The sequence below is a fragment of the Candidatus Methylomirabilota bacterium genome, assembly GCA_027293415.1.
Classification (GTDB): Bacteria; Methylomirabilota; Methylomirabilia; order Methylomirabilales; family CSP1-5; genus CSP1-5.
Map to the genome: position 1 here is coordinate 15770 of JAPUFX010000083.1, position 23632 is coordinate 39401.

Genomic DNA, 23632 nt, shown 5'->3' on the forward strand with positions numbered 1-23632 from the left:
GGGGAGGATGTAGGATGCCGATAATCACCTATCGGGAAGCGCTGAATCACGCCCTCCGCGAGGAGATGACTCGGGACGAGCGCGTCCTGATCTTTGGCGAGGACGTGGTGGCGTATGGTGGAGCCTATGGGGTCACTTCAGGCCTTGTCAACGATTTCGGGGACAAGCGAGTGATGGATACCCCCATCGCCGAAGGGGGGATTGGCGGCGCCGCGGTCGGAGCAGCCATGGGGGGGCTTCGTCCTGTGGCCGAGCTGATGACGATTAATTTTGCGCTTCTCGCCTCTGATGCGATCATCAATCATGCCGCGAAGGTCCTGCACATGTTTGGGGGGCAGATGTCGGTCCCCGTCGTGTTTCGGATGACGGGGGGTGGGGGTGCCCAGCTCGCCTCGACCCATTCACAGAGCCTTGAGGTCCTGTTCGCCCATGTTCCGGGTCTGAAGGTGGTCACCCCGGCGACGCCTGCCGATGCCAAGGGGTTGTTGAAGAGCGCTATCCGGGATAACAATCCGGTCCTCTTCATCGAGCACGCCCTCCTCTATCGAGTTCGGGGAGAGGTCCCGGAGGGGGAGTATCTGATTCCCCTGGGCCAGGCCGAGGTAAAGCGAGAGGGGAAAGATATCACCCTCGTGGCTTACTCCAGGATGGCGTTGGTGGCACTCGAGGCGGCGGATCGCCTCAGTCAGGAGGGGATCGAAGCCGAGGTGGTCGACCTCAAGACGCTGCGGCCGCTCGACATGGAGACGGTGCTGACCTCCGTCAGGAAGACCAACCGAGCCGTCACCGTTGAAGAGACCTGGCGCACCTACGGGATCGGTGCAGAGATTGCGAGCCGGATTCAAGAGGAAGCTTTCGATTACCTGGATGCACCCATCCATCGCGTGGCCGGTGTGGAGGTCCCGTTGCCTTACGCCAAGAATTTGGAACAGGCGGCGATCCCGGATGCTGGGCGGGTAGTGGAGGCGGTCAAGCAGCTCTTTGTCCGGACCGGTGTCTAGCCCGGATTATTCACTTAGAGGTGAATAAACCACCCTCCGGGCTTCGACTCCGCCCCGCGTTTGCGGGGCGTCGCTCAGGGCTAGCCTTGAGCAGGCCGTGGGAGCGGCCAGTCGAAACCTGCCGGTGCGGCGGAGCCCGCACCAGCAGGCGCATTATTCACGAAGACACTCCGTTCGTGAATAATGCGGGCTAGACAACAGGTCTTCCGACCCCCGGTATGGTCAGAGGGAAAAGGGGGGGAGTGTTGGTAAACGAAGTCGTGATGCCAAAAATGGGCTACGACATGACCGAGGGGACCATCGTCCGTTGGCGGAAGGACGAGGGGGATGAGGTCACGCGCGGGGAGGTTATCGCCGAAGTCGACACCACCAAGGTGACGGTGGAGGTGGAGGCCTACACCACTGGTGTCCTGCGAAAGATCCTGGTCCCTGAGGGACAAACGGTCCCAGTCGGGCACGTCATCGCCGTCATCGCGGACCGGGACGAGCCGATCCCGGGGCTGGAGGCAAAGGCGGCTCCCGCGGAGAAGGCGGCTCCGGTGGCCACAGGGGCACCGACACCGACGGCCGCCGTCGCTGTCACAGGAGATGAGGCTCCCCGGATTGCCGCGTCACCCGTTGCCCGACGCATTGCACGCGGGCAAGGGGTAAACCTCAACCTGATCCGCGGGACCGGACCGGGTGGCCGGATTGTCAAAGACGACGTCGAGACCTTTCTCGCGAAAGGGCCTGTGGAAGCTCCCAGACCAGCGCCGACCCCCGTGGTGGCTGCACCGGCCGCAGCACCTCATGACATTCCGTACGAGGATCGCGATCTTTCCCGCATCCGGCAGACCATGGCCCGCCGGATGGCCGAAAGCAAGCGCGTTGCTCCTCACTTCTATCTTACGTCGGATATTAACATGACCGAGGCCTTGAAACTTCGGAAGGGTTTAAACGCACTCATCGGGGAGGGAGCGCGCATCTCGGTTACCGACATGTTGGTGAAGGGGGTGGGCAAGACCCTTCAGGACTTTCCGGAGGCGAACGCCTCCTTTGCCGAGGGGAAACTCCGTGTCTACCAGCGTATTAATATCGGCATCGCGGTTGCGTTGGAGCAGGGATTGGTGACACCGGTCATTCCCGATTGCGACAAAAAACCCCTCAGCCAGATCGCCCAGGAGGCGAAGGAATTGGTGGAGCGGGCCCGGACGGGGCGGCTGCGGCCGGATGATTTCAGCCCTGGCACTTTCACCATCAGCAATCTGGGCATGTTCGACGTGGAGGAGTTTGTCGCTATCATTAATCCGCCCGAAGCGGCAATTCTGGCCGTGGGCTCGGTCATCCCTCGACCGGTGGTAGTGGATGGTGAGGTGAAGGCAGCCGAGCGGATGCGGGTGACCCTCTCCGCGGACCACCGCGTCCTCGATGGAGTGACGGCTGCGCGATTCCTCCAGCGCTTCAAGGTCTATCTCGAGCAACCCCTCCACCTGGTCACTTAAGATCATACTTCCAGAGGCATCTCAAGTCCGCCTCAATGAAAGGGGACGTCATGGGGGAGCGGTATGACCTCGTGGTAATCGGGAGCGGTCCCGGCGGCTATGTCGGTGCCATCCGGGGTGCCCAGTTGGGGATGAGGGTTGCCATGGTGGAGCGCGACAGGTTGGGAGGGGTCTGTCTCAACTGGGGTTGCATTTCCACGAAGGCACTCCTCCGGAACGCCGAGATACTCTCCTTGCTTCGCCGAGCCGAAGAGTTCGGCTTCAGCTTTGACAATCTGCGGGTGGACTTCTCGGTCGCGGTAAAGCGAAGCGAGCGGGCAGCCTGGAAGCTTTCCAAGGGTGTCGAGTATCTCATGAAGAAGAACAAGGTGACAGTGGTGCTCGGAGAGGCGAGGCTCGCTGGCAAAGGTCAGATCCTGGTCACCAAGGATGGTACAGAGACTGCGCTACAGGCAGAACGAGTCCTGCTGGCCACCGGGTCCCGCCCTCGAGAGATCCCCGGGGTTGCTGTGGATGGAAAGCGGGTGATCACGAGCACCGAGGCCTTGAGCCTGCCTCAGGTTCCACGATCACTCCTGATCATTGGCGCGGGGGCAGTCGGGGTGGAGTTTGCCGACATCTATGGAACCTATGGCTCCGAGGTGACAGTCATCGAGATGTTGCCTCGCCTGGTACCGGCAGAGGACGCTGAGGTATCCAGCCTGCTGGAGAAGATTTTTGCGAAGCGCGGGATGAAGATTTGGACCAATACCACGGTGGAGGGAGTAGCGGTCAAGGGAGAGCAGGTCCACCTTCAGCTGTCAAGAGAGGGGAAGCAGAAAGAAGTTGCTGGAGATGTTGCGTTGGTCGCGATCGGCCGGGTACCCAATGTCGAATCGGTGGGACTTGAAGGGTTGGGGCTGAAGCGGGGCCCGGGCGGGTTTATTGAGGTCAACGACCAGTGCGAATCCTCGGTTCCAGGAATCTATGCGATTGGCGATGTGGTCGGTGGGCCCCTGCTCGCCCACAAAGCGATGGCCGAGGGAATTGCCGCAGTGGAGACCATGGCTGGTATCAAAACCAAACGGCCGGATCGCTCGAAGATCCCGAACTGCATTTACTGCTCTCCCCAGGTAGCCAGCGTTGGTCTGACCGAGGAGCCGGCCAAGGAGACGGGCCGGCTGGTCAAGGTGGGTCGCTTCTCTTTCCAGGCCAGCGGGAAGGCGGTGGCGCTGGGAGACACCGAGGGCTTTGTCAAGGTCGTGGCGGATGCGGAGTATGGAGAGATCCTGGGACTTCACATCATCGGTCCGGAGGCGACGGAGATGATCGCCGAGGCAACGATGGCCCGCACGCTGGAGGCGACACTCGAAGATCTGCACAACTCGGTCCATGCCCATCCGACTCTCTCGGAGACAGTGGCGGAGGCGTGTTTGGCCGCGCTGGGCCGTGTCATCCACATGTGAGATATGGGTAATATGGCTTCGGGAGGGGCTTCGGCAGAAATCCTTGGCTCAGTGGGCTGCAAATTCTCTGGGTTGGTGGGGCGGACGATTTTCGTTCCGCGCAGCCTCTTGTGTTGTAAGTAGATGTGCCGGCCTGTACAACAGGCCGGCTTCACGCAAGCCAGTTGCAGCCTAACTTCGCCGAGGGACCCCTCCCTCAGCTCAGTGGGCGATGGAAGAACAAGAGGTGATACGAGAGTTCGAGGTGTACTGGCTCGGACGGGTAGACTACGGGGAGGCGCTCAAGCTTCAGCGAGAGCGCGCCACGGCGAGGATACGAGGCGAGGTGGAGGACTGCCTCTTGCTCGTCGAACATCCGTCGGTGATCACCCTCGGTCGAGGCGCGAAGCGCGAGCATCTCCTCAGTGACGAGCAGATTTTGAAGGCGCGGGGGGTTGAGGTTTGGGAGATCGAACGGGGGGGCGATGTTACCTTCCACGGTCCAGGGCAGCTGGTCGGATACCCTGTTGTCGACCTCACCCGTCATGGAAAAGACCTCCACCTCTTTATGCGCCATTTGGAAGAAATGTTAATCCGGACCTTGGAGACGTATGATATTCGGGCCGAGCGAAGCCCCAAGCAGACCGGGGTCTGGGTTCAGGAGTCCAAGATTGCATCCATGGGTGTGCACGTGAGCCGGTGGGTGAGCCGGCATGGTTTTGCCTTGAACGTGAGCACCGATCTCAGCCTCTTCGATCTGATCGTTCCTTGCGGCCTTACCGGAGTTCGCATGACGTCCATGACAGCCCTCCTCGGACAGGGGGTGCCGATTCAAGCGGTGGCCGAGTCTGTTACCCGTGAGTTCGGGCGGGTCTTCGACTGTGTCCCTAGGTGGAAGGCTCGTTCTGAGGTAGCCTTGTCCTTGCCGTGAGGAAAGGGAAAGATGAGTACACGGGATCAGTTCTATAGTCAGGGGCTTAGCCACTTTGCCAAGAAGGAGAGTGACGAGGCGCTTGCTGCCTTCAAGAAGGCCGTGGGGGTCGACGCGAACTTTGCGGATGGGTATCTGGCATTGGCCCAGACCTACGATCAAAAGGGAATGATTGATGACGCCATCGCCAATATCAACAGAGCGATCGCATTGAATCCCAAGGAACCTCTCTACCACACCAGCCTCTCCGTCTTTTTTCGGAAGAAGGGGATGATCCCCGAGGCCGAGGCAGAGATGGCGGAGGCGATAGCGCTACAGCGCGGCTCGTAATCCCCCTCTAACACGCTTGCCATTCCGGCCGCTTTGCCCTAAGGTGAAGCGGCTCCACTGGTCTTGCCTTTCGCTCACAATTCGTTCATGCCGCCCGAATACTATGGTGATATCCCAAGCCGGGGAAGGGATCGCCGCGGAAGACGTGGAGGGGAAGTTATGAAACCCAAGCAGTGCATCATAGTGATACTCGCCGTCCTGGTGAGCCTGAGCCTCGTTGATATGGCAAGGGGAGTCGAGCAGATTGTGGCGACGGAACGGAAGCCCGAGCGCTTTACCCGTGAAAGTCTCGCCGGGCTCTCGGGCGTGTTTGTCGACGTCACGGGGGTTATGCCGCCGGGACAAAGCGATGTGACCAGGGCAGGTCTGAAAACGGATATTGAACTGCAGCTCCGACGGGCTGATATCCGCGTCGTCAACCGAGTAGAAGTCATGAGCACCCCCGGTATCCCACATCTGGTCCTCAAGGTGACTACGCACAAGGATGTGGCGGGTTACATCTACGCCTTCGGCATTGAACTGAACTTGGTCCAAGACGTGGTCCTCCTTCGTGATTCCAAGTTAGTGGGGCGTGGAACAACGTGGGGTACAGGGGCAGTTGGTCTCGTGGGGGCACAGAGCTTGCTCCGCATTCTCCCAAGTGTGTGGGATAGGATGGATCAGTTCGTCAAGGACTACCGTACGGCCAATCCAAAGCAGTAGGAGAAAAGAGAACAAAATCAGTGCAGACGCGTGAGAAGTTTGCCAGCTTCCGGGAAGGAGCCCGCGCGGCGGTCCCGGTCTGTTTCGGGTTTTTTGGCATCACGATGGCCCTCGGGATCGCGGCCCATACCGCGGGTCTCTCCCTAGGCGAGGGCGTGCTCATGTCAGCGATCGTCTTTGCTGCTCCAGCGCAGTTCCCTGCCCTCGAGCTCATTCCCCTTGGGGGCCAGGCCGTGCAGATCCTTCTGAGTACCTTCGTCATCAACCTTCGCTTTGCCATTATGAGCTTTACCCTTGCACCACATTTCGGCCGCGTTCGAAAGGCGGCATTGATGCCGGCGGCACATCTCATCAGTGTCAGTACCTTTACCGTCTCCTTTCTCGGTTTTCAGAAGAAATCGGAGCAGGATAAGTTCCTGTACTTTCTGGGAGTAGCGATCCCCAGTTACACCTGCTACGTACTGGGAACCGCGGTGGGATACCTCTTTGGAGTTCGAATCCCAGGGGGATTTCAGGAGGGTATCCAGTTCGTCTTTCCCGCCTACCTGAGCGCGCTGTTAGCCGCAGAGCTCAAGGAGCGGCAATCAATCCTGCTGGTCGGGGTAGCCTTTCTGACCACACCGGTGGTTGAAAGGCTGGTGCCGGGATGGGGGCTCATTCTCAATGCGGTCATCGTGGCCACGGGGGCCATCGGGGTGGAGATATGGTGGGAGAGCAGGTCGTAATCATTCTGGGGATGGGGCTGGCGACATATCTGATCCGGATCTTTCCCTTCCTGCTGGTCCCGCGCTTCCATCCCCGCATGATTCGATGGTTTCAATTCCTCTCCTACTCGATCATCGCGAGTTTCGTGTGGTATGGGCTCGCCAAGGGGGCTCCAGCCCCTGTCACGTTGAGCTTTCGGAGTCTGGCTCTGGCTCTGACGGTCCTCGTCGCGGTTCGTTCGAAGAACGCTGTGATGGGGATGGGGGCCGGGATCGTGGCCGTATTGGTCTTGTCGCGGATAGGATTGTGAGGGCCGTCGTCCTCGGACCCTGTGGAAGACCTGGCAAGCGGACTGACCGACCCCTGTGGTTTTCTTTCAACAGATGGAACTGGCAGAGTTGCAAAAAAAAGACAAGGGTGTAAGATACCCCTGGTTACGATCTCGTATCTAATTGAATTCAAATGTCTTTTATGAGTGAGGAGACATTCGTCTTGTTGGAATGGGCCTTGCTATGGCTTTCTAGTTCTAGAGGGGGGTTGTGGAGAAAACGCGAGTAGACATCAGGAAGGGTGCCATCGCCTATGTCCAGCAGGGGGAGGGTGAACCAATCGTCCTGATTCACGGCATCCCCACGTCCACGTATCTCTGGCGGAACGTGATTCCCTTGCTCGCCACGGACTTTACCGTGTATGCGATTGACTTGCTGGGATACGGAGATTCTGACAAACCGGTAAAGGCGGATCTCTCGATCCCGGCCCAGACCGGGTACGTCGCAGAGTTCATGATGAGAGTCGGACTGACACATGCTACGGTCGTGGGCAATGATATCGGCGGTGGAGTAGCCCAGCTCCTCGCCCTGGATCGACCTGAGCTGGTGAGACGCCTCATCTTGGTGGGTACGGTGGCATACGATTCATGGCCGCTTCACGAGATCGAGCAGCTTAAGGACCCGGCCTGGGATCCCAAGACACTCGATCTGCGCACCGGCTTCAAGGAGGTGCTCTTTAAGGGGATTTTCCACAAGGAGCGGGTGACGGACGCCCTGGTCGGGGAATATGCCAGTCACTTTGTTGGTTTGCAGGGAAGAGAGGCCTATCTTCACTGTGCTCGCGCTCTCAATAACCGGGACATCCTCATCCGCGCTGCCGAGATCGAACGCCTGACTGTTCCGGTGCTCATTCTCTGGGGGAAGGCCGATGACTTCCAGGGGGTCATGATCGGGCAGCGCCTCGCTGATCAGTTGCCGTCGGCCCGGCTGGTGGTTGTGAAGGACGCAGGGCATTTCCTCCCTGAGGACCAGCCAGAGGAAGTTGCCCGTCTGATGCGAGCGTTCATCAAAGAGACACCCCCCCTGTAAAGCTTATTGACGCCAGGGGTGAAACCCTCTATATTGCGGGGTTAGGCTTTCACAGTGCTGATTGAACGTAGACTGGCGGGCCTGGCGTGCTCATGGCATTTCTGCATACCGTGGCAGTCGTGGCCTACTTGGGTGGGACTGTGTTCCTGGGGGCAGTCCTGATCCCGGCACTCAAACGGCGAGGGCTCGATGCGGAGGGGCTACACTTTTTGGCAGGGGTGATTCGGATCTTTCATCCTGTGAGCCTCGCAAGCTTGGGCCTCGCGATCCTGACAGGAGCAATCGCGCTGACACCGGTCAAGGAAACGCTGGGACCTGAGTACGTCCCCAGGCTTTTTGAGGTGCTGGCCCTCAAGCTTCTCTTCGTGTTCATCCTGGTCATGGTGAGTTGCTTTACATTCTTTGCGCTTGGTCCGAGGCTGCTCCGGGCGCTTCCCGGAGCAGACGAGCAGCCCGACGCGGAGGGTGCCGCCAAGGGAATGCAACTTGTCAAGCCGTTGCAACGGTGGTATCTGGTCGCTGCAACGTTGGGGGCCGTCATCGTCTATCTTGGAGTGAGAATGAGTCACGCAGGATGATGCCAACAACGTGGAGGAAGATTGCATGAGAATTGCCTTTGAGACGATCCCGGTCGAGACCAAGGAGCCGATGCAGTTGTTAGACATTACCCAGATGGTCCGGGACTGTCTGATCAAGCACCCGATTCGTGAGGGTGTGTTGCTCTTGAACACCTTGCACACGACTGCCGCCCTGTTCATTAATGAGTTTCAGTCCGCCCTCATCGAGGATATGAAAAACATCCTCGCCCACCTCGTCGAGGAGAACGGCGACTACCGACATAACGATCCCCGGTATTCCGACTGTACCCGGGGTAACGCCGGTTCACACCTGCGATCGATGTTGCTGGCCCGAACCCTGACCCTTCCGGTTCGCGCTGGAGATGTGGTCCTCGGTCGTTGGCAGAGTATCATCTTTGCGGAACTGGATGGCCCGCAAGAGCGGAGCGTTCAGTTCCAGGTTCTTGGCGAGTAAGATCGTTCACAGTGCACCGTTCATGGTTCACGATCCCTGAGCGGTGAACCATGAATCGCGAGGTCGAGGTGGAAGTACTAGTTGCTCGGGCCGGCCTGACGGACCTGTACGGAAAGATCCTGAAAGGGGAGCGCCTTTCTTACGAGGATGGCCTGCGGCTCTATCAGACACCAGACCTCACCGCCGTGGGAGCCTTGGCCAACCACGTCCGGGAACGCATGAACGGCTGTGCCACTTACTATGTCCGGAACCTCCATATCAATTACACCAACATTTGTAATAAGCTCTGCAAATTTTGCTCCTTCTACGCCAAGCCAGGGGACCCCAGGGGCTACGTGCTGACTGCGGACAATATCATCGCCCGTTTGGATGAGTACCGCCATCAGGCGATCCGGGAGATCCACATGGTGGCGGGAATCAACCCCAAGCTTCCGTATGAATATTACCTGGACATTCTGAGGGCGGTCCGGATGGCCCGTCCTGATGCCCAGATCAAGGCCTTTACGATGATTGAGCTGGCCCAGATCGCCCGAGTTGCGAAAAAACCTCTGGCGGACGTCCTCGAAGATCTCAAGGATGCGGGACTGACCTGCTGTCCGGGAGGCGGAGCTGAGGTCTTCAGCGAGCGGGTCCATGAGGAGCTCTTCCGAGCCAAACTGGATAACGAAGGGTGGTTTGAGGTGTCCCGGGAGGTCCACCGCGCGGGGCTCAAGTCGAACGCAACGTTGCTTTACGGTCATATTGAGACGGTGGAGGAAAAGGTCAAGCATCTCCTCCACATCCGGGAGCTGCAAGATGAGACCAAAGGGTTTCAATGCTTTGTCCCCTTGGCCTTCGACCCCGCCCGGACTGAGCTCGAGCATATCCCGCTGACCACAGGGCAACAGAATCTCCGGGAAATTGCGATCGCTCGTCTGCTCCTGGATAACTTTCCTCACATCAAGGCCTTCTGGATCATGATCACGCCCCAGGTTGCCCAGCTGGCCCTCTGGTACGGGGCGGATGACCTCGACGGGACGGTGAATCACTACGAGATTACCCATGCCCTGGGAACCACGTCCGATCACCAGGTTTTGAACCATCAGGAGCTCCTCCATCTGGTCAACGAAGCGGGACGGGTGCCGGTGGAGCGCGATGCACTCTATAACGTGATGGTAGCCGCGTAGGCAGCCTTCAGCGAGGTGCTGAGGGGTCCGGGCGAGGAAATTGCATGTCGGGGAACGGAGCAGAACGATTCAAAGAGGTTGAGACGAAGGTCCTGGCTGGAGAGCGGCTCACGACTGAGGACGGCCTGACCCTCTTTGGGGTAACCAACCTCCCGGCTTTAGCCTTCCTGGCCGATACGGTGCGGCGAAGGAAGCGTCCGGACCGGGAGGTGACCTATGTCATTGGCCGGATCGTCAACTATACCAACATCTGCTGGGTAAAGTGCTCGTTCTGCGCTTTTTACCGCCTGCCCGGTCACCACGAGGGCTACGTCCTCTCCCGAGAGGAGATCTTCGAGAAGATCCAGGAACTCGTCGATCACGGCGGCACCGAGGTTCTCTTTCAGGGAGGCTTGAACCCGGCGCTCAAGATCGACTACTATGAGGACACTTTTCAGGCTATCAAGGAGCGTTTTCCGGTCGACATCCACGGCCTCTCACCGGCCGAGCTGATCTACCTGGCCAAGATCTCTCAGCTTTCGCTCAGGGAGACCCTCCTGCGATTGAAGGCGGCCGGCCTTGGGTCGATCCCCGGAGGGGGGGCAGAGATCCTGGTGGAAGAAGTGCGGCAGGTCATTTCCCCTTTGAAGGACACGGTGCAGGAATGGCTCGACTGCATGCTGACGGCCCATCAGGTCGGGATCCCGTCGAGCGCCACGATGATGTTTGGGTCGGTCGAGACGGCGGAGCAGCGGGTGGAGCATTTCCTCCGGCTCCGGTCCCTGCAAGACGAGACACGCGGGTTCACCGCCTTCGTGGCCTGGAACTTCCAGCCCGAGGGGACCACATTAAACGGGAAGAGGGCTTCGGCGTTTGACTACCTCCGGACCATGGCGGTGGCTCGGCTGATGCTGGATAACTTTGACAATATCCAGGCTTCTTGGCTGACCCAGGGGCCCAAGGTGGCCCAGATCGCGCTCCACTACGGGATCAGCGACCTGGGGAGCACGATCTTCGAGGAGCGGGTGGTCTCCGCCGGTGGGGCAAAATTCATGGCCTCTCGGGAGGAGATCGAACGGGTGATCAGGGACGCCGGGTATGTCCCCCGCGTCCGGAATACACGATACGAGATCCTGGGATAATTCATCCGAACCATTCGGGAGTTCGGCACGAAAAAGGAGGTACCACGTGGGCCCTGCACCGCTGCCTGTCATTGACGCTTCCCCCGAGCTTCAGAGCTCGGAGTATATTGATCTTTTGCCCCAGACCAAACAGTACCGAACCGTGCACGTCGTTCTGATCAAGCCGTCGAAGTATGACGATGATGGGTATGTGATCCGGTTTTGGAAAGGGGTGTTGCCGAGCAACACCCTCAGTGTCTTGAACGGCTTGACCGAGGATGTCAAAAGGCGTGGGCTCTTCGGCGACATCGAATTTGCGGTAGATACCTTTGATGAGACGACGGAAAAAGTCCCTGTCAAGAAAATCGTTCAATGGGGCCGCCGCCCTGCCACGAAGTTGATCGTGTGTCTGGTCGGCGTGCAGACGAACCAGTTTCCGAGGGCGCTCGACCTGGGGAAGCAGTTCCGCGCTCATGGGATTGATGTGATCATGGGCGGCTTCCATACCAGTGGGACGGTCAACATGCTCGGCCCGCAGGAGCCGGACATCCAGGAGCTCATACGCGAGGGAATCGTTGTCGTGTCCGGCGAGATCGAGGGGAAATGGGAGGGCATTCTGGCCGATGTCGTCAATGGGCAAGCCAAGCCTCTGTACTCCTTTGCCCAGGACCTCAAGAGTCTCGTAGATATCGAGAAGGCCCCCCACCCGGTCATGAGTCCCAAAACGATGCAGCACTTCGCGCGACCTACTTTCGGGACCGTGGACACCTCCCGCGGCTGTCCCTTTGCGTGTACCTTTTGCACCATTATCAATGTGCAGGGCCGGACGATGCGGGAGCGGAGTTCTGAGGAGATCGCCGAGCTCGTGCGGCGCAACCATCGGGAACACGGGGTCGATTTTTACTTCTTCACGGACGACAATTTTGCCCGGAAGAAGCTGTGGCGTGAGACCTTCGAGGTACTCATCCGAATTCGGCAGGAAGGCATTCCTTTCTCGTTCGCGATGCAGGTGGACCTGGCGCGCAAGCCGAAGGACTTTGTGCGCCTGGCCGCCGAGGCCGGCTGTAGTCAGGTGTTCATCGGCATGGAAAGCGTGAATCCGGAAAATCTCAAAGCCGGCGGGAAGCCGCAGAACAAGACCGAAGAGTATGCGAGCATCATCCGCGAGTGGCACGAGGCGGGTGTATATGTTCACGCCGGGTATATCATCGGCCTTCCCTTCGATACCAAGGAACAGGTCCCCCGTGATGTCCAATATCTCATGGACGAGATTCATGTGGATATGGCGTCGTTCTTTATGCTGACGCCGTTGCCGGGCTCTCACGATCACTTGGAGATGAAAAAGCGAGGGGAATGGATGGATCCTGATTTCAACAAGCGGGATTCGTTTCATCCGACGGTCCACCATCCCCATATGACTGCTGAGGAATGGACCGAGGTGTACGAGAACGCATGGAAAACGTTTTTCAGCAAGGAAAATCTCATCAAGATCCTGTCACGGTGGAGCCACAACCCCGGCGTCTACTGGAACCTGTTCGTGAACCTCATTTGGTACAAGAATGCGGCCCTGATCGAGAAGGAACACCCGATGATTGCCGGATTTTTCCGTCTGAAGGACCGGCGATCCCGGAGACCCGGGTTCTCCATCGATTCGTTACCGGTCCATCTCTGGAAGCGGACGAAGGAGGTCACACGTCTCTTTGTCTCCTGGGCCCGCTATCTCAAGGAGTTGGAGGAAGTTTGGCTCCAGACCCGTCCGAGGAGTGAGGCGGAAAAGCGATTTTCCGAGGAGATTCAGCATATTCAAGGTGAGATTTGGCAGACCTTGAAGATTGCGGAGTGGCAACAGGCGTATAATAATGCCAAGACGACCCTCCCGGCCAGGGCGAGGGCGTTGCTCGATCCATTTGATGACCTTGCCTCGAAGATACTGATCAGTCGCAAAGATCTGGATGCGTTCCTGCACAAATGGGGAGGTATCCAGACCAGGATCCAGAAGATTCGTGGACGTCTTGTGGCGGAAGATGGGACCACCAGGAGGTGGCTCGACCAGCTGGGCGACCTTCACAAAGAGGCCTGGAATGGTCTGAAGATTCAAGAATGGCGAGAGGCTTACTCGAGCTTCAGAGAGGGGCTTCCGTCAAAGTTCGACCTCCGGTACATCAGGTTCGATCCCCTGAGTAACAGGGTCATCTATTCTCGGCAGGACCTGCACAGATTGTGGGTCAGAACGTGGGAGCAGGTCCGTAGCTGGCGATTCTGGAATATCCGTCCCTTGCGGCTCGCGGTTGCATTTTTCAGGGATCTTTTCCTGACAGCATCCTTTGCCCGGAGAGCCATGACCATGTTCTTCAATTACCAATAAAAGTTCCCCATCCCTTCCGCGTCCGTCGCAGCCCCCCGTGGGGACCATGGTGCGTAGAAGGGGGGTCGGCTTATGTCGATTGACGTCGTGGATGCAGCGGGGAGGCGCGTGTGCCTTCCCGTTTTCCCTTCCCGAATCATCTCCCTCGTCCCTAGCATCACTGAGACCCTTTTCGTCCTGGGCCTTGGCGAACGTCTGGTGGGCGTGACCCGCTACTGTACTGAGCCGTCGGCCGGTGTCGCTCAAAAGCCCAAGGTCGGTGGGCAGAAGGATCCAGACCTCAAAACGATTCAATCCCTCCGGCCTGACCTGATCGTAGCCAATGTGGAGGAGAACCGTCGCGAAGATGTTGACGCCTTGGCGGCGATGGGGATTGCCGTCTACACGACCTATCCTCGGACAGTGGAGCAGGGAGTCGCGATGATTCTGGACCTTGGTCGTGTGACCCGGACCGAGGAGGAGGCAGGGGCGATCGCTCGATCCCTTGAGGAGGTGTATCGGGGAATCTCCGCCGAGGCCACGAGACAAGGACCGGTGCGGATCTTCTGCCCCATCTGGCGCAGGCCGTACATGTCCATCAATCGAGATACGTATATCCATGACGTGCTCCGGACCTGCGGGGGGGAAAATATTTTCGCCGGCAAGAGCGAGCGTTACCCTCAAATCTCGTTAGCGGAAGTTGCAGATCTCAAGCCGGAAGTCATCCTCCTTCCCGACGAGCCGTATCGTTTCCTCCCCAGGCATCTGGAAGATTTCAAACCGTTTGAAGACGTCATCCCAGCGCTCATGACCGGTCGCGTTCACTTCATTGACGGCAAGCTCCTCTCCTGGTACGGTCCCAGAATCGGAGAGAGCCTTCATGCACTTTGGCCATTCCTGCTTTCCTAGCCCGGATTATTCACATGGAAGTGAATAATCTGCCCTCCGGGCTTCGACTCCGCCCCGCGTTTGCGGGGCGTCGCTCAGGGCTAGCCTTGAGCAGGCCGTGGGAGCGGCCAGTCGAAACCTGCCGGTGCGGCCGAGCCCGCACCTGCAGGCGCATTATTGACGAAGACACTCCGTCCGTGAATAATGCGGGCTAGGTTGATGCCCTCAAACAAGCCAAGGTGTGAACGGAAAAGAAACAGGTGATGGGCAAACCGGTCGCATTTCAGACTCTCAACCTTCCCAAACCGGTGCTGAGAGGTATCGAGGCGGCCGGATTCACCCATTGCACCCAAATTCAGGAGCTGACCCTGCCCCTGATCCTCGAGGGGAAAGATGTAGCCGGGCATGCCCAGACAGGGACCGGGAAGACGGCGGCCTTCCTCATTGCCTGCTTCACTCGTCTCCTTCGAAGTGATCGGGTCACCGCACCAGCTCTCCCCAGGGCCATTGTCGTCGCCCCTACCAGGGAGCTCACGGTGCAGATCTATGAGGACGCCCGGCTTCTGGGACAGTTCACCCGCCTGAATATCCTCGCTGTCTATGGGGGGATCGACTACCACAGGCAGCGGGAGGCCCTGCGCCAGAAGGTGGACATTGTGGTGGGAACGCCCGGGCGTCTCATCGATTATTCGAGACAGCGCGTGTACAGCCTCAAGGCTATCGAGGTGGTAGTGATCGACGAGGCGGATCGAATGTTCGACATGGGGTTCATCAGGGATATCCGGTACATCATGCGGCGCCTTCCGCCTTACCACCTCCGCCAATCTTTCCTCTTCTCGGCTACATTAGGCTATCGGGAGATGGAACTGGCCTACGAGTTCATGAACAATCCTGTCAAAGTCTCCGCCACGCCAGAACAGCTAACCGTCGCGCAGGTGGAAGAGGTTCTGTACCATGTGTCTCGAGAGGAGAAGCTTCCCCTTCTTCTGGGGCTATTGAAGCGGGAGCGGGGAGAACGGATTCTGATCTTCACCAACACGAAGCGGGGTGCCCAGGGGCTCGCCGACCGACTTACCCTCTACGGCTACCAAAGCCGGGCCATCACCGGCGATATCGATCAGAGAATACGACTCAAAGTGATCGAAACCTTCAAAAGAGGGGAACTCCCGATTCTGGTGGCGACAGATGTTGCCTCCCGAGGTCTCCATATCGAAGGGGTGACTCATGTGGTCAACTACGATGTGCCACAGGATCCCGAAGACTATGTCCATCGGATAGGTCGGACTGCCAGAGCAGGGGCCTCGGGGAAAGCCATCACCTTGGCCGACGAAAAGTATGTCCTTGCCCTGCCCGCTATCGAGGCCCTGGTCGGTTACAAGATCCCAGTGGAGTGGCCTGAAGATGAACTCTTTCTCAAGACCGCCCCTCCGTCCCGGCCACCTGCGGCCAAGCGGCCCGGCCATCGCAGAACAACCCGCCGTTCTTTTCCTTGATCCTTTCCATCTCATCTGACCTGACTCCTTCTTTCCTGGACATGTGATGACTTCCTTTTATCCAGAGAGAGGCCTCGGCATGCCGTTTGCAATTTGTCCGGAGCGTATGTGCCTGACGAAGCAAATTCCTCTTGGATCTGCGCCTTCTGTGCTTCTCCACGGAGGTCCACGCATGTGTCCGGTCCTGGAAATCCCCGAGGGGCTTTGCGTCTACCACGGCCTCTATCGAGGTGTGGGGTGCTATAGGCATACGCCTTCCCGATCCCGGGACGTAAGTTCTCTGCGGGCATGCTGCTCACCGCCGGGGGCGAGGTCTACCTTCGCATCTGTGGCGGGCAGCAGAAAGGCATTGGAAAAGCCGGTTTTCGAAAGATCGGGGATTCGGAAAGCGTGCGGGATAGTTGACAAAACCAGGAGGGCGTGATAGGGAGAAAACAACAATGGGGAGGACCACGGGAGCTCGCGGAAGCGAGCTGAGAGGTCCCGTTAGTCCCGGGACGACCGTCGAACCTGATCTGGATAATGCCAGCGGAGGGAGGTGTCTGAGAAAGACAGCCAAAGCGCGGGTAAATGAACCTGGCGCTTTTCTTTTTGTCGTAGCAATGTCCATGTGCACGGAAACCAAATGCATCACGCTCTCGGGGAAGTCATTACCGAGGAGATGAGGAGTCTGACATGAGTGCGAATCCAGAGTTTCTCAACCTGACTGCTGAAGTTGACCAGGCGGCGATCAAGCCTTTGCCGAACTCGACGAAGGTGTATGTAGAGGGCTCGAGGCCCGATATCCGGGTGCCGATGCGGGAAATCACCCAGTCTGATACCCCCGCCAGTTTTGGACCTGAAAAGAACCCGCCTATTTATGTGTACGACACATCCGGACCGTATACGGACCCCTCCGTCAAGATTGACGTTCGGTGCGGTCTGCCCCCTCTGCGCGACCGGTGGATTATCGAGCGCAACGATACCGAAGAGCTTCCCGGCCCCAGCTCGGAATACGGCCACAAGCGCCTGACCGATCCCAGGCTGACGGAGCTGCGCTTTCATCTCGAGCGCAAGCCGCGCCGTGCCAAACCCGGCATGAACGTGTCACAAATGCACTATGCGCGGTGCGGCATAGTGACCCCTGAGATGGAATTTATCGCCATACGTGAAAACCAGCGGCGTGAAAATCTGTCAGAAATATTGATCGGCCAGCACCAGGGCGAAAGTTTTGGCGCCAGTATTCCCCCTGTCATCACGCCGGAATTTGTGCGCTCAGAGGTGGCCCGGGGCCGGGCGATTATCCTGGCCAACATCAATCATCCCGAGAGCGAGCCGATGATCATCGGCCGAAACTTCCTGGTTAAGATCAATGCCAATATCGGCAATTCTGCGGTTACCTCGTCGATCCAGGAGGAAGTCGAAAAGATGACCTGGGCGACGCGCTGGGGTGCGGATACCGTGATGGATCTGTCCACCGGCAAGAATATCCACGAAACGCGGGAATGGATTATCCGCAACAGCCCTGCCCCGATCGGTACGGTCCCGATCTACCAGGCGCTGGAAAAAGTGGGCGGTAAGCCCGAGGAGCTGACGTGGGAGATGTTCCGGGACACCCTCATAGAGCAGGCCGAGCAGGGTGTGGATTATTTTACTGTTCACGCTGGGGTACGGTTGGCGCATGTCCCGCTCACCGCAAAGCGGATGACCGGCATCGTGTCGCGTGGCGGGTCGATCATGGCAAAGTGGTGTCTGGCACATCACAAGGAGAGCTTTCTGTACACCCACTTCGAGGAAATCTGCGAGATCATGAAGGCCTACGATGTCAGCTTCTCGCTGGGCGACGGCCTGCGCCCCGGCTCGATCTACGACGCCAACGACAAAGCCCAGTTCGCCGAATTGGATACTCTGGGCGAGCTGACCAAGATCGCGTGGCAACACGACGTGCAGACCATGATCGAAGGGCCGGGTCACATTCCCATGCACCTCATCAAGATCAACATGGACAAAGAGCTGGAAGCATGCGGCGAAGCGCCGTTTTATACCTTGGGGCCGCTCACCACTGACATCGCGCCCGGCTATGACCATATCACCTCTGCAATCGGCGCGGCGATGATCGGCTGGTATGGTTGCGCCATGCTGTGTTACGTCACCCCTAAGGAACATTTGGGGCTGCCGGACAAAGATGATGTGAAGGACGGCATCATCACGTACAAGATCGCTGCGCACGCAGCGGACCTGGCCAAAGGTCATCCCGGCACGCAACTTCGCGATAACGCCCTCTCCAAGGCGCGTTTCGAATTCCGGTGGGTCGACCAGTTCAACCTCGGGCTGGACCCGGACAGGGCACGCGAACTCCACGACGAGACATTGCCCAAGGATTCCGCGAAGGTCGCACACTTCTGCTCCATGTGCGGTCCCCAGTTTTGCTCCATGAAGATTACCCAGGAGGTGCGGGATTACGCAGCCAGCCAGGGCGTGTCCGAGTCCGAGGCCCTGGAGAAAGGGATGCAGGAAAAGGCGGCGGAGTTTGTGAAAAGTGGCGGGGAAATTTACCAGAAAGCGTGATAGATTTCGCCGATTGCTTCCGCGCGGTCTGGCACATTCCGTACGCCTGCTTATTGATCGTTGAGGACGATGGACCAACTGGGACAGGCCTTCGTCTCTTTCCTGCACCAGGTCGCGGTTGGCGGCATGGTGGCCCTGCTCTTAATCCCGTCTGAGGCCATCAGCCGCCAATTTTATCGGATCTGTGGTCTGATTCTCCTTGCGATTGAGGGTCTTGCCCTGTGGCGTTCAATGGGGCAAGGGGGCGTCGTGCTGTGGTTAAGCGTCCTTTTTGCCGCCCTGTTGCTGGCCTTTACACTGACCTGGTTTTTCCCGAGAAGTCCTGGAGCAGGAGTCCTTCATCGGCTGGCCATCCTGGCAGGCTTGGTCCTGTTGGTCTTCGATGTTTTGCGCTATCCCATCCCCGCGGCTGGGTCGTTGGGCGTCATCATGGGAACGACGAATGCCCTCACCTCGGCCCTCATCCTCGGGATGGCGCTGATCGGGCTGCTCTTGGGGCATCGGTACTTGAACGAGCCTCACCTGCCCGTCCGGCTTATCAAGCGCGTTTCCGATGTCTTCTGTATGGTTATCCTGCTTCAGGGTGCACTTCCGGCTATCTTCACCCTCCTGGTCTACGGATTTGGTCCTGGGAGCGGGGAGTGGGTGCGACTTTTGGGAGAGCACTGGGTCCTCCTCGTGAGCCGGATGTTCGTCGGGATTGGCGCCTCGTTAGTGGTCGCGCTGGTGATTTTAAATTGCCTGCGTCTTCCCAATGTGCAGGCGGCCACCGGCTTCTATTACGTCGCCGTCATTACCGTCTTTCTCGGTGAATTTCTGGGCCGCTACCTGCTCGTTTCCGCATCATTGCCTTTCTAGGGCGCTAGAACGCTAGGACGCTAGCAGGCTAGCAGGCTCAAAAGGAGAACGTCGTAGAGCTCTTCAAACTTGAAAGCATTCCAGCGTGCCAGCATTCTAGCGTCCCAGCCGGATTGGGTGGATTTCCCTTGACGGGTGGAGCTTCCGGTCATCAGAATAGCCCCGAGTGGAGGGTGTTATGAAGCAGGTAGAACCGCAGATCTTTCTCCTGGCCCGGCCGGCGATCAATGATGAAGGGCTTACCGCGTATCTGCAAGCGGTGGGTGCCTCTGGCTGGGACACCGATGCCCCCTCGGGAGCTGAGAAGCTCATCGAAATCGCCGGACGGTCCTGTTATCGGTCCTTTGAGCCGGGTCTCAATCCCAATGTCACCAAGGTCCGGGAGGGGAGCAAGGCCTACCTCGAAAACATTCTGAGCGTCAAGCACGGCAGCGTCCTGGAGCATGCTAGCTGGAGCTTTGCTTTCTTCAATGTCAGTCGCGTGTTCTGTTATGACGCGGATACCGAGGTGTTAACCTCCGAGGGATGGAAACCCTGGCCCAAGGTGGATGGAACCGAGCTCTTCGCTACGCTCAACCCCGATACTGACAGGTTGGAGTACCAACGGGCTGAGGAACACTTCGGGTCTAAATACGATGGGCCTATGTACAGGATATGCTCCGAACAGGTTGATCTACTTGTAACGCCACAGCATCGGATGTGGGTCAGAAAGTTTGACACGCAGGCGGCAAAGCGCGGGGAGCAGCCCTACCGAATCGAGCTAGCATCAGGGATTATGGGCAAAAGGGTCCAGTACCAGAAGACGGCGCGGTGGGAGGGCCAGGATGGAGGCGTCATTCGTGTACCTGGCACCTATCGGACATACCAGCGACACGACCGGGATCGTACAGCAACACGTTACTATCCCGGAGCAGAGTTCCCTGCCGAGCCTTTTGCTCGATTCCTTGGGCATTGGTTGGCCGAAGGCAGTATCAACGGGCACCAGATCGTTCTGGCCCAAAATAGAGGTCCGGCACTTGAAGCGATGGCCGAGAACATCCGGGCTATGGGCTTACCGGCCTACATTCCAGCAACTGGGCCTGGGAATGTGCGAACCCAGCATACTGCTTTGCGTGATTTTCTTGTTTCGTGCAGCGTTGGTGCTCATTACAAACGAGTGCCCGGCCTCGTGCATTCATGGGGCCCTAAACTGATTCGCATTCTCCTCGAAGCCCTAGTTGAGGGTGATGGGAGCAAACGCAAGGATGCCCATCACTGGGTCATCTACACCACGTCTCCTGACATGGCCGATGATATCCAGGTGCTTGCCATTAAAGCGGGATGGTCAGCTAACATCCGCTTGGATGACCGAACTGGTTTGGAACGCCGGATGAAAAGTGGCCAAGTGTTCAAGAACCTGCGTCCCTGCTATATCGTCTCTTTGGTCAAGAGACGTACTCATCCGCTCGTCAACCACGGCGGTAAACGCCATGACAGAATCGTCTACTACAGCGGAACGATTCATTGCGTGAAGGTGCCAAACGGGCTTCTGTTTGTGCGTCGAAATGGGAAGCCGGTAGTGTCCGGGAACACCCACGAACTTGTGAGGCATCGGGCCGGGACCGCGATCAGTCAAGAGAGCCTCCGCTTCGTGCGCCTGACAGAGATCGGGATGTGGCTGCCACCCGACATCCGTGAGAATCCTGAGGCGCTGGCACTCTTCGAAGAGGCCGTCCGGAAGAGTGAGGAGGCTCAGCAGCGAATGGCGGACGTCCTGGCGATCGAAGGGCGACCATTCCACGAAAAGAAGGTCCTCACCTCAGCCATGCGTCGTGTCGCCCCCGACGGGTTAGCGACCACGATCATCTGGTCGGCCAACGCCAGGACACTCCGGTGGGTCATCGAGGCCCGGACCGAGCCGGGGGCCGAGGTGGAGATCCGCCTGGTATTCGGAAAGGTGGCCGAGATCATGAAAAAAGAGGCACCACACCTGTTTGGCGACTTCAAAGAGATCCCCCTCCCCGATGGCACCTTCCAGTGGCAACCCGAGCATAGCAAGGTCTAGATTCGCTGAGTTCCGACAGATCATCCATGAGATCCGCGACGGCTCCTTCGCTCGGGATCTTTTGGAAGAGCAACGGAATAACTACCCTCGGCTTCGCGCCATGACCGAGGCGGCCCGCGCCAACGATTTGACGGGCACTGAAGCGCGCCTCCGCCAACTCCTCAAGCTCGCAGTGTAAACTCTCTTGCTCCGATTGAAGGGACGGCGGAGGGGTTACGTATGGACATGAAAGACTTATTTGCAGCTGGGATGCCCGTTTTTCTTCATTCAATCCAAGTCCCCAAGGAGCTAGTCACGTTGGTTCTGGCCCCTCACCCAGATGATTTTGATGAAATAGGGATCACAATGCGGTTTTTCAAGGATAATGGGAACCTCATATATGTGGCCGTCCTGAGTTCTGGGGCCAGTGGAGTGGAGGATGGGTTTTGCTCTGCTCCTACTAGAAAAGCAAAAGGTGAAATAAGGGAAAGTGAACAAAGGGAAAGCTGTACATTTTTTGGATTGCCAGAATCACACCTGAGCTTTCTGAGGCTTGAGGAAGATCATATGGGCGATATCATTGAGAACGAGGTGAATGTTGATCGTGTTCGGGATCATTTTCTACAAATGCGGCCGGATGTCGTTTTTCTTCCTCACGGCAACGATACAAATATTGACCATCACAGGACGTATTCTATCTTCCGAAGAATCGCTTCAGGGGCGGGCTATTCGATTACAGCATTCTTAAACAGAGATCCGAAGACCATCAGCATGCGCCACGATGTCTATACGGTATTTGGAGAAAAAGATGCAGAGTGGAAGGGCCAGTTGTTGCGGTTCCACGAATCCCAGCAGCAGCGGAACTTAAATACGAGAAACCATGGCCTGGATGAACGCGTTTTAAGGGTTAACCGCACAAGTGCACAAGAGAATTTACAGATGACTACGTATGCAGAAGTATTCGAACTCGAATTTTTCAGGCAGGACAGTTCTGACCGGTCTGTCCGCGTTCTCGAGTAGAGGAGAGAGGGGCGGACCGAAACGGGGGCCAGCGCTACGTGCCCCAGCGGGGCCTGGCGATTCTGTTGACAGAGAAGGTGCTGGTTGCCGGAAGTATACACGGCCCTTCCCAAAACCACCTGGTTCTGGGACACACATTTTAGTCGTATAAAGCCCCGGTTCCTGGCTCCTTATTATGGTGTTTCCGCGGCAGGTTTTTGGGACACCTGTAAACAACGGGTTGTGAATAAAGAACCGCTCAGTTGTATATGTGTTCTGGGCCTACCTTCCCATCTTCTGAAATGACCTAGATCATACGAATAGCTGCCACCCGTCATTGCGTCCCCTTTGCCATTGTCATAGGGTTATTCGTGATAGAAGCGGATCATTGACGACCCTCCACGTGGTCGCATGGGGGATAGGCTCCCCAAAGGCAGTCCAGTGAAACCGGGGTAACCATAGGCCTCGGCCCACCTCTGGCACAGTCGTTGGTGCAACACAGACTCAGACGCCTTCTCGGGCGGAGCACAGCCCAAGGGGGCGTTTTGCTTTTTAGTTGTTTCCTCCTGGTGGCCACGCTTTTAACTGCTCATGCCCAGGAAGCATTGTGGGAGGAGCTAAATGCCAGGGCTGGCACCCTCTATCAACAAGGGCGGTATGCAGAAGCGGCCAAGGTAGCCCAAGAAGCGTTGAAAGTTGCAGAGGACACATTTGGTCCTAACCATCCCAAGGCGGCCACCTCCCTGAACAATCTGGCGGAACTGTACCGAGCCCAGGGCAAGTATGCCGCCGCTGAGCCCTTATTCAAGCGCGCCCTCGCCATAGAGGAAAACGCCCTAGGCAAAGATCACCCTGCTGTGGCCACCACCCTGAACAATCTGGCGGAACTGTACGGAGCTCAGGGTAAGTATGCCGAGGCCGAGCCGTTACACAAGCGGGCGCTGGTCATATGGGAAAAGGCCCTCGGGCCAACCCATCCCCACGTGGCAGCCTCGCTGAACAATCTGGCGGTGCTGTATCATGCCCAGGGCAAATATGCGGAAACCGAGCCGCTTCTCAAGTGGGCGCTGGCCATACGGGAAAAGACTCTGGGGCCAGATCATCCCGCTGTGGCGCAATCCCTGAACAATCTGGCGGAAGTGTATTACGCCCAGGGTAAGTACACCGAGGCCGAGCCCCTGCACAAACGGGCGCTGGCAATACGGGAAAAGGTCCTGGGGCCAGTCCATCCCGAGGTGGCGCAATCCCTG

The 23632-nt window shown here is 58.0% G+C and carries 22 protein-coding genes and 1 riboswitch; all 22 genes read left to right on the top strand.

The features are described 5' to 3' along the window. Positions 1–14: 14 nt before the first annotated feature. Complete coding sequence (locus tag O6929_06415) at positions 15–1001, top strand: pyruvate dehydrogenase complex E1 component subunit beta (protein ID MCZ6480017.1); 987 nt, start codon at positions 15–17, stop codon at positions 999–1001. 245 nt (positions 1002–1246) lie between these two features. Then, positions 1247–2482 (top strand): dihydrolipoamide acetyltransferase family protein, encoded by a 1236-nt coding sequence (locus O6929_06420; protein ID MCZ6480018.1) that lies wholly within the window; start codon positions 1247–1249, stop codon positions 2480–2482. Positions 2483–2532: 50 nt separating this feature from the next. Continuing rightward, entirely contained in the window at positions 2533–3927 is a 1395-nt protein-coding gene (gene lpdA / locus O6929_06425) for a dihydrolipoyl dehydrogenase (protein MCZ6480019.1), read from the top strand. A gap of 226 nt (positions 3928–4153) precedes the next feature. Continuing rightward, positions 4154–4837 (top strand): lipoyl(octanoyl) transferase LipB, encoded by a 684-nt coding sequence (gene lipB / locus O6929_06430; GenBank protein ID MCZ6480020.1) that lies wholly within the window; start codon positions 4154–4156, stop codon positions 4835–4837. A 12-nt stretch (positions 4838–4849) separates the two neighbouring features. Then, the gene (locus tag O6929_06435) at positions 4850–5167 is read left to right on the top strand and encodes a tetratricopeptide repeat protein (protein MCZ6480021.1); all 318 of its coding nucleotides are present in this window, start codon (positions 4850–4852) and stop codon (positions 5165–5167) included. A 159-nt stretch (positions 5168–5326) separates the two neighbouring features. Next, complete coding sequence (locus tag O6929_06440; GenBank protein ID MCZ6480022.1) at positions 5327–5869, top strand: hypothetical protein; 543 nt, start codon at positions 5327–5329, stop codon at positions 5867–5869. 20 nt (positions 5870–5889) lie between these two features. Next, positions 5890–6594: an AzlC family ABC transporter permease gene (locus O6929_06445; GenBank protein MCZ6480023.1), complete on the top strand. Its 705-nt coding sequence runs from the start codon at positions 5890–5892 to the stop codon at positions 6592–6594. Beyond that, complete coding sequence (locus tag O6929_06450; protein MCZ6480024.1) at positions 6576–6884, top strand: AzlD domain-containing protein; 309 nt, start codon at positions 6576–6578, stop codon at positions 6882–6884. Before O6929_06445 ends, O6929_06450 begins: the two co-directional genes overlap by 19 nt. 229 nt (positions 6885–7113) lie before the next feature. Further along, positions 7114–7932 (top strand): alpha/beta hydrolase, encoded by an 819-nt coding sequence (locus tag O6929_06455; protein MCZ6480025.1) that lies wholly within the window; start codon positions 7114–7116, stop codon positions 7930–7932. A gap of 92 nt (positions 7933–8024) precedes the next feature. Then, positions 8025–8510 (top strand): hypothetical protein, encoded by a 486-nt coding sequence (locus tag O6929_06460; GenBank protein ID MCZ6480026.1) that lies wholly within the window; start codon positions 8025–8027, stop codon positions 8508–8510. 25 nt (positions 8511–8535) lie between these two features. Beyond that, positions 8536–8964 (top strand): secondary thiamine-phosphate synthase enzyme YjbQ, encoded by a 429-nt coding sequence (locus O6929_06465; protein ID MCZ6480027.1) that lies wholly within the window; start codon positions 8536–8538, stop codon positions 8962–8964. Between the two features lie 50 nt (positions 8965–9014). Further along, a complete protein-coding gene (mqnE, locus tag O6929_06470; protein ID MCZ6480028.1) occupies positions 9015–10130 on the top strand; it encodes an aminofutalosine synthase MqnE in 1116 nt (371 codons plus the stop codon). 44 nt (positions 10131–10174) lie between these two features. Further along, positions 10175–11251, top strand: a complete 1077-nt coding sequence (gene mqnC / locus O6929_06475) for a dehypoxanthine futalosine cyclase (GenBank protein MCZ6480029.1) — start codon at positions 10175–10177, stop codon at positions 11249–11251. Positions 11252–11297: 46 nt separating this feature from the next. Next, on the top strand, positions 11298–13595 hold the full coding sequence (locus O6929_06480) for a radical SAM protein (GenBank protein ID MCZ6480030.1): 2298 nt from the start codon (positions 11298–11300) through the stop codon (positions 13593–13595). 72 nt (positions 13596–13667) lie between these two features. Next, on the top strand, positions 13668–14483 hold the full coding sequence (locus O6929_06485) for a cobalamin-binding protein (GenBank protein ID MCZ6480031.1): 816 nt from the start codon (positions 13668–13670) through the stop codon (positions 14481–14483). Between the two features lie 242 nt (positions 14484–14725). Continuing rightward, a complete protein-coding gene (locus O6929_06490) occupies positions 14726–15955 on the top strand; it encodes a DEAD/DEAH box helicase (GenBank protein ID MCZ6480032.1) in 1230 nt (409 codons plus the stop codon). A gap of 442 nt (positions 15956–16397) precedes the next feature. Further along, positions 16398–16509: riboswitch (TPP riboswitch) on the top strand. A 121-nt stretch (positions 16510–16630) separates the two neighbouring features. Beyond that, positions 16631–18502 (top strand): phosphomethylpyrimidine synthase ThiC, encoded by a 1872-nt coding sequence (gene thiC / locus O6929_06495; protein ID MCZ6480033.1) that lies wholly within the window; start codon positions 16631–16633, stop codon positions 18500–18502. Between the two features lie 69 nt (positions 18503–18571). Then, positions 18572–19360: a hypothetical protein gene (locus tag O6929_06500; GenBank protein MCZ6480034.1), complete on the top strand. Its 789-nt coding sequence runs from the start codon at positions 18572–18574 to the stop codon at positions 19358–19360. A gap of 178 nt (positions 19361–19538) precedes the next feature. Then, positions 19539–21404 (top strand): FAD-dependent thymidylate synthase, encoded by a 1866-nt coding sequence (locus O6929_06505; protein ID MCZ6480035.1) that lies wholly within the window; start codon positions 19539–19541, stop codon positions 21402–21404. After that, positions 21364–21582 (top strand): hypothetical protein, encoded by a 219-nt coding sequence (locus tag O6929_06510; protein ID MCZ6480036.1) that lies wholly within the window; start codon positions 21364–21366, stop codon positions 21580–21582. The genes O6929_06505 and O6929_06510 overlap by 41 nt, the downstream gene beginning before the upstream one ends. A gap of 41 nt (positions 21583–21623) precedes the next feature. After that, entirely contained in the window at positions 21624–22403 is a 780-nt protein-coding gene (locus tag O6929_06515; GenBank protein MCZ6480037.1) for a PIG-L family deacetylase, read from the top strand. Between the two features lie 548 nt (positions 22404–22951). Continuing rightward, positions 22952–23632: tetratricopeptide repeat protein (locus O6929_06520; protein ID MCZ6480038.1), on the top strand; the 681-nt coding region annotated here is incomplete at its 3' end.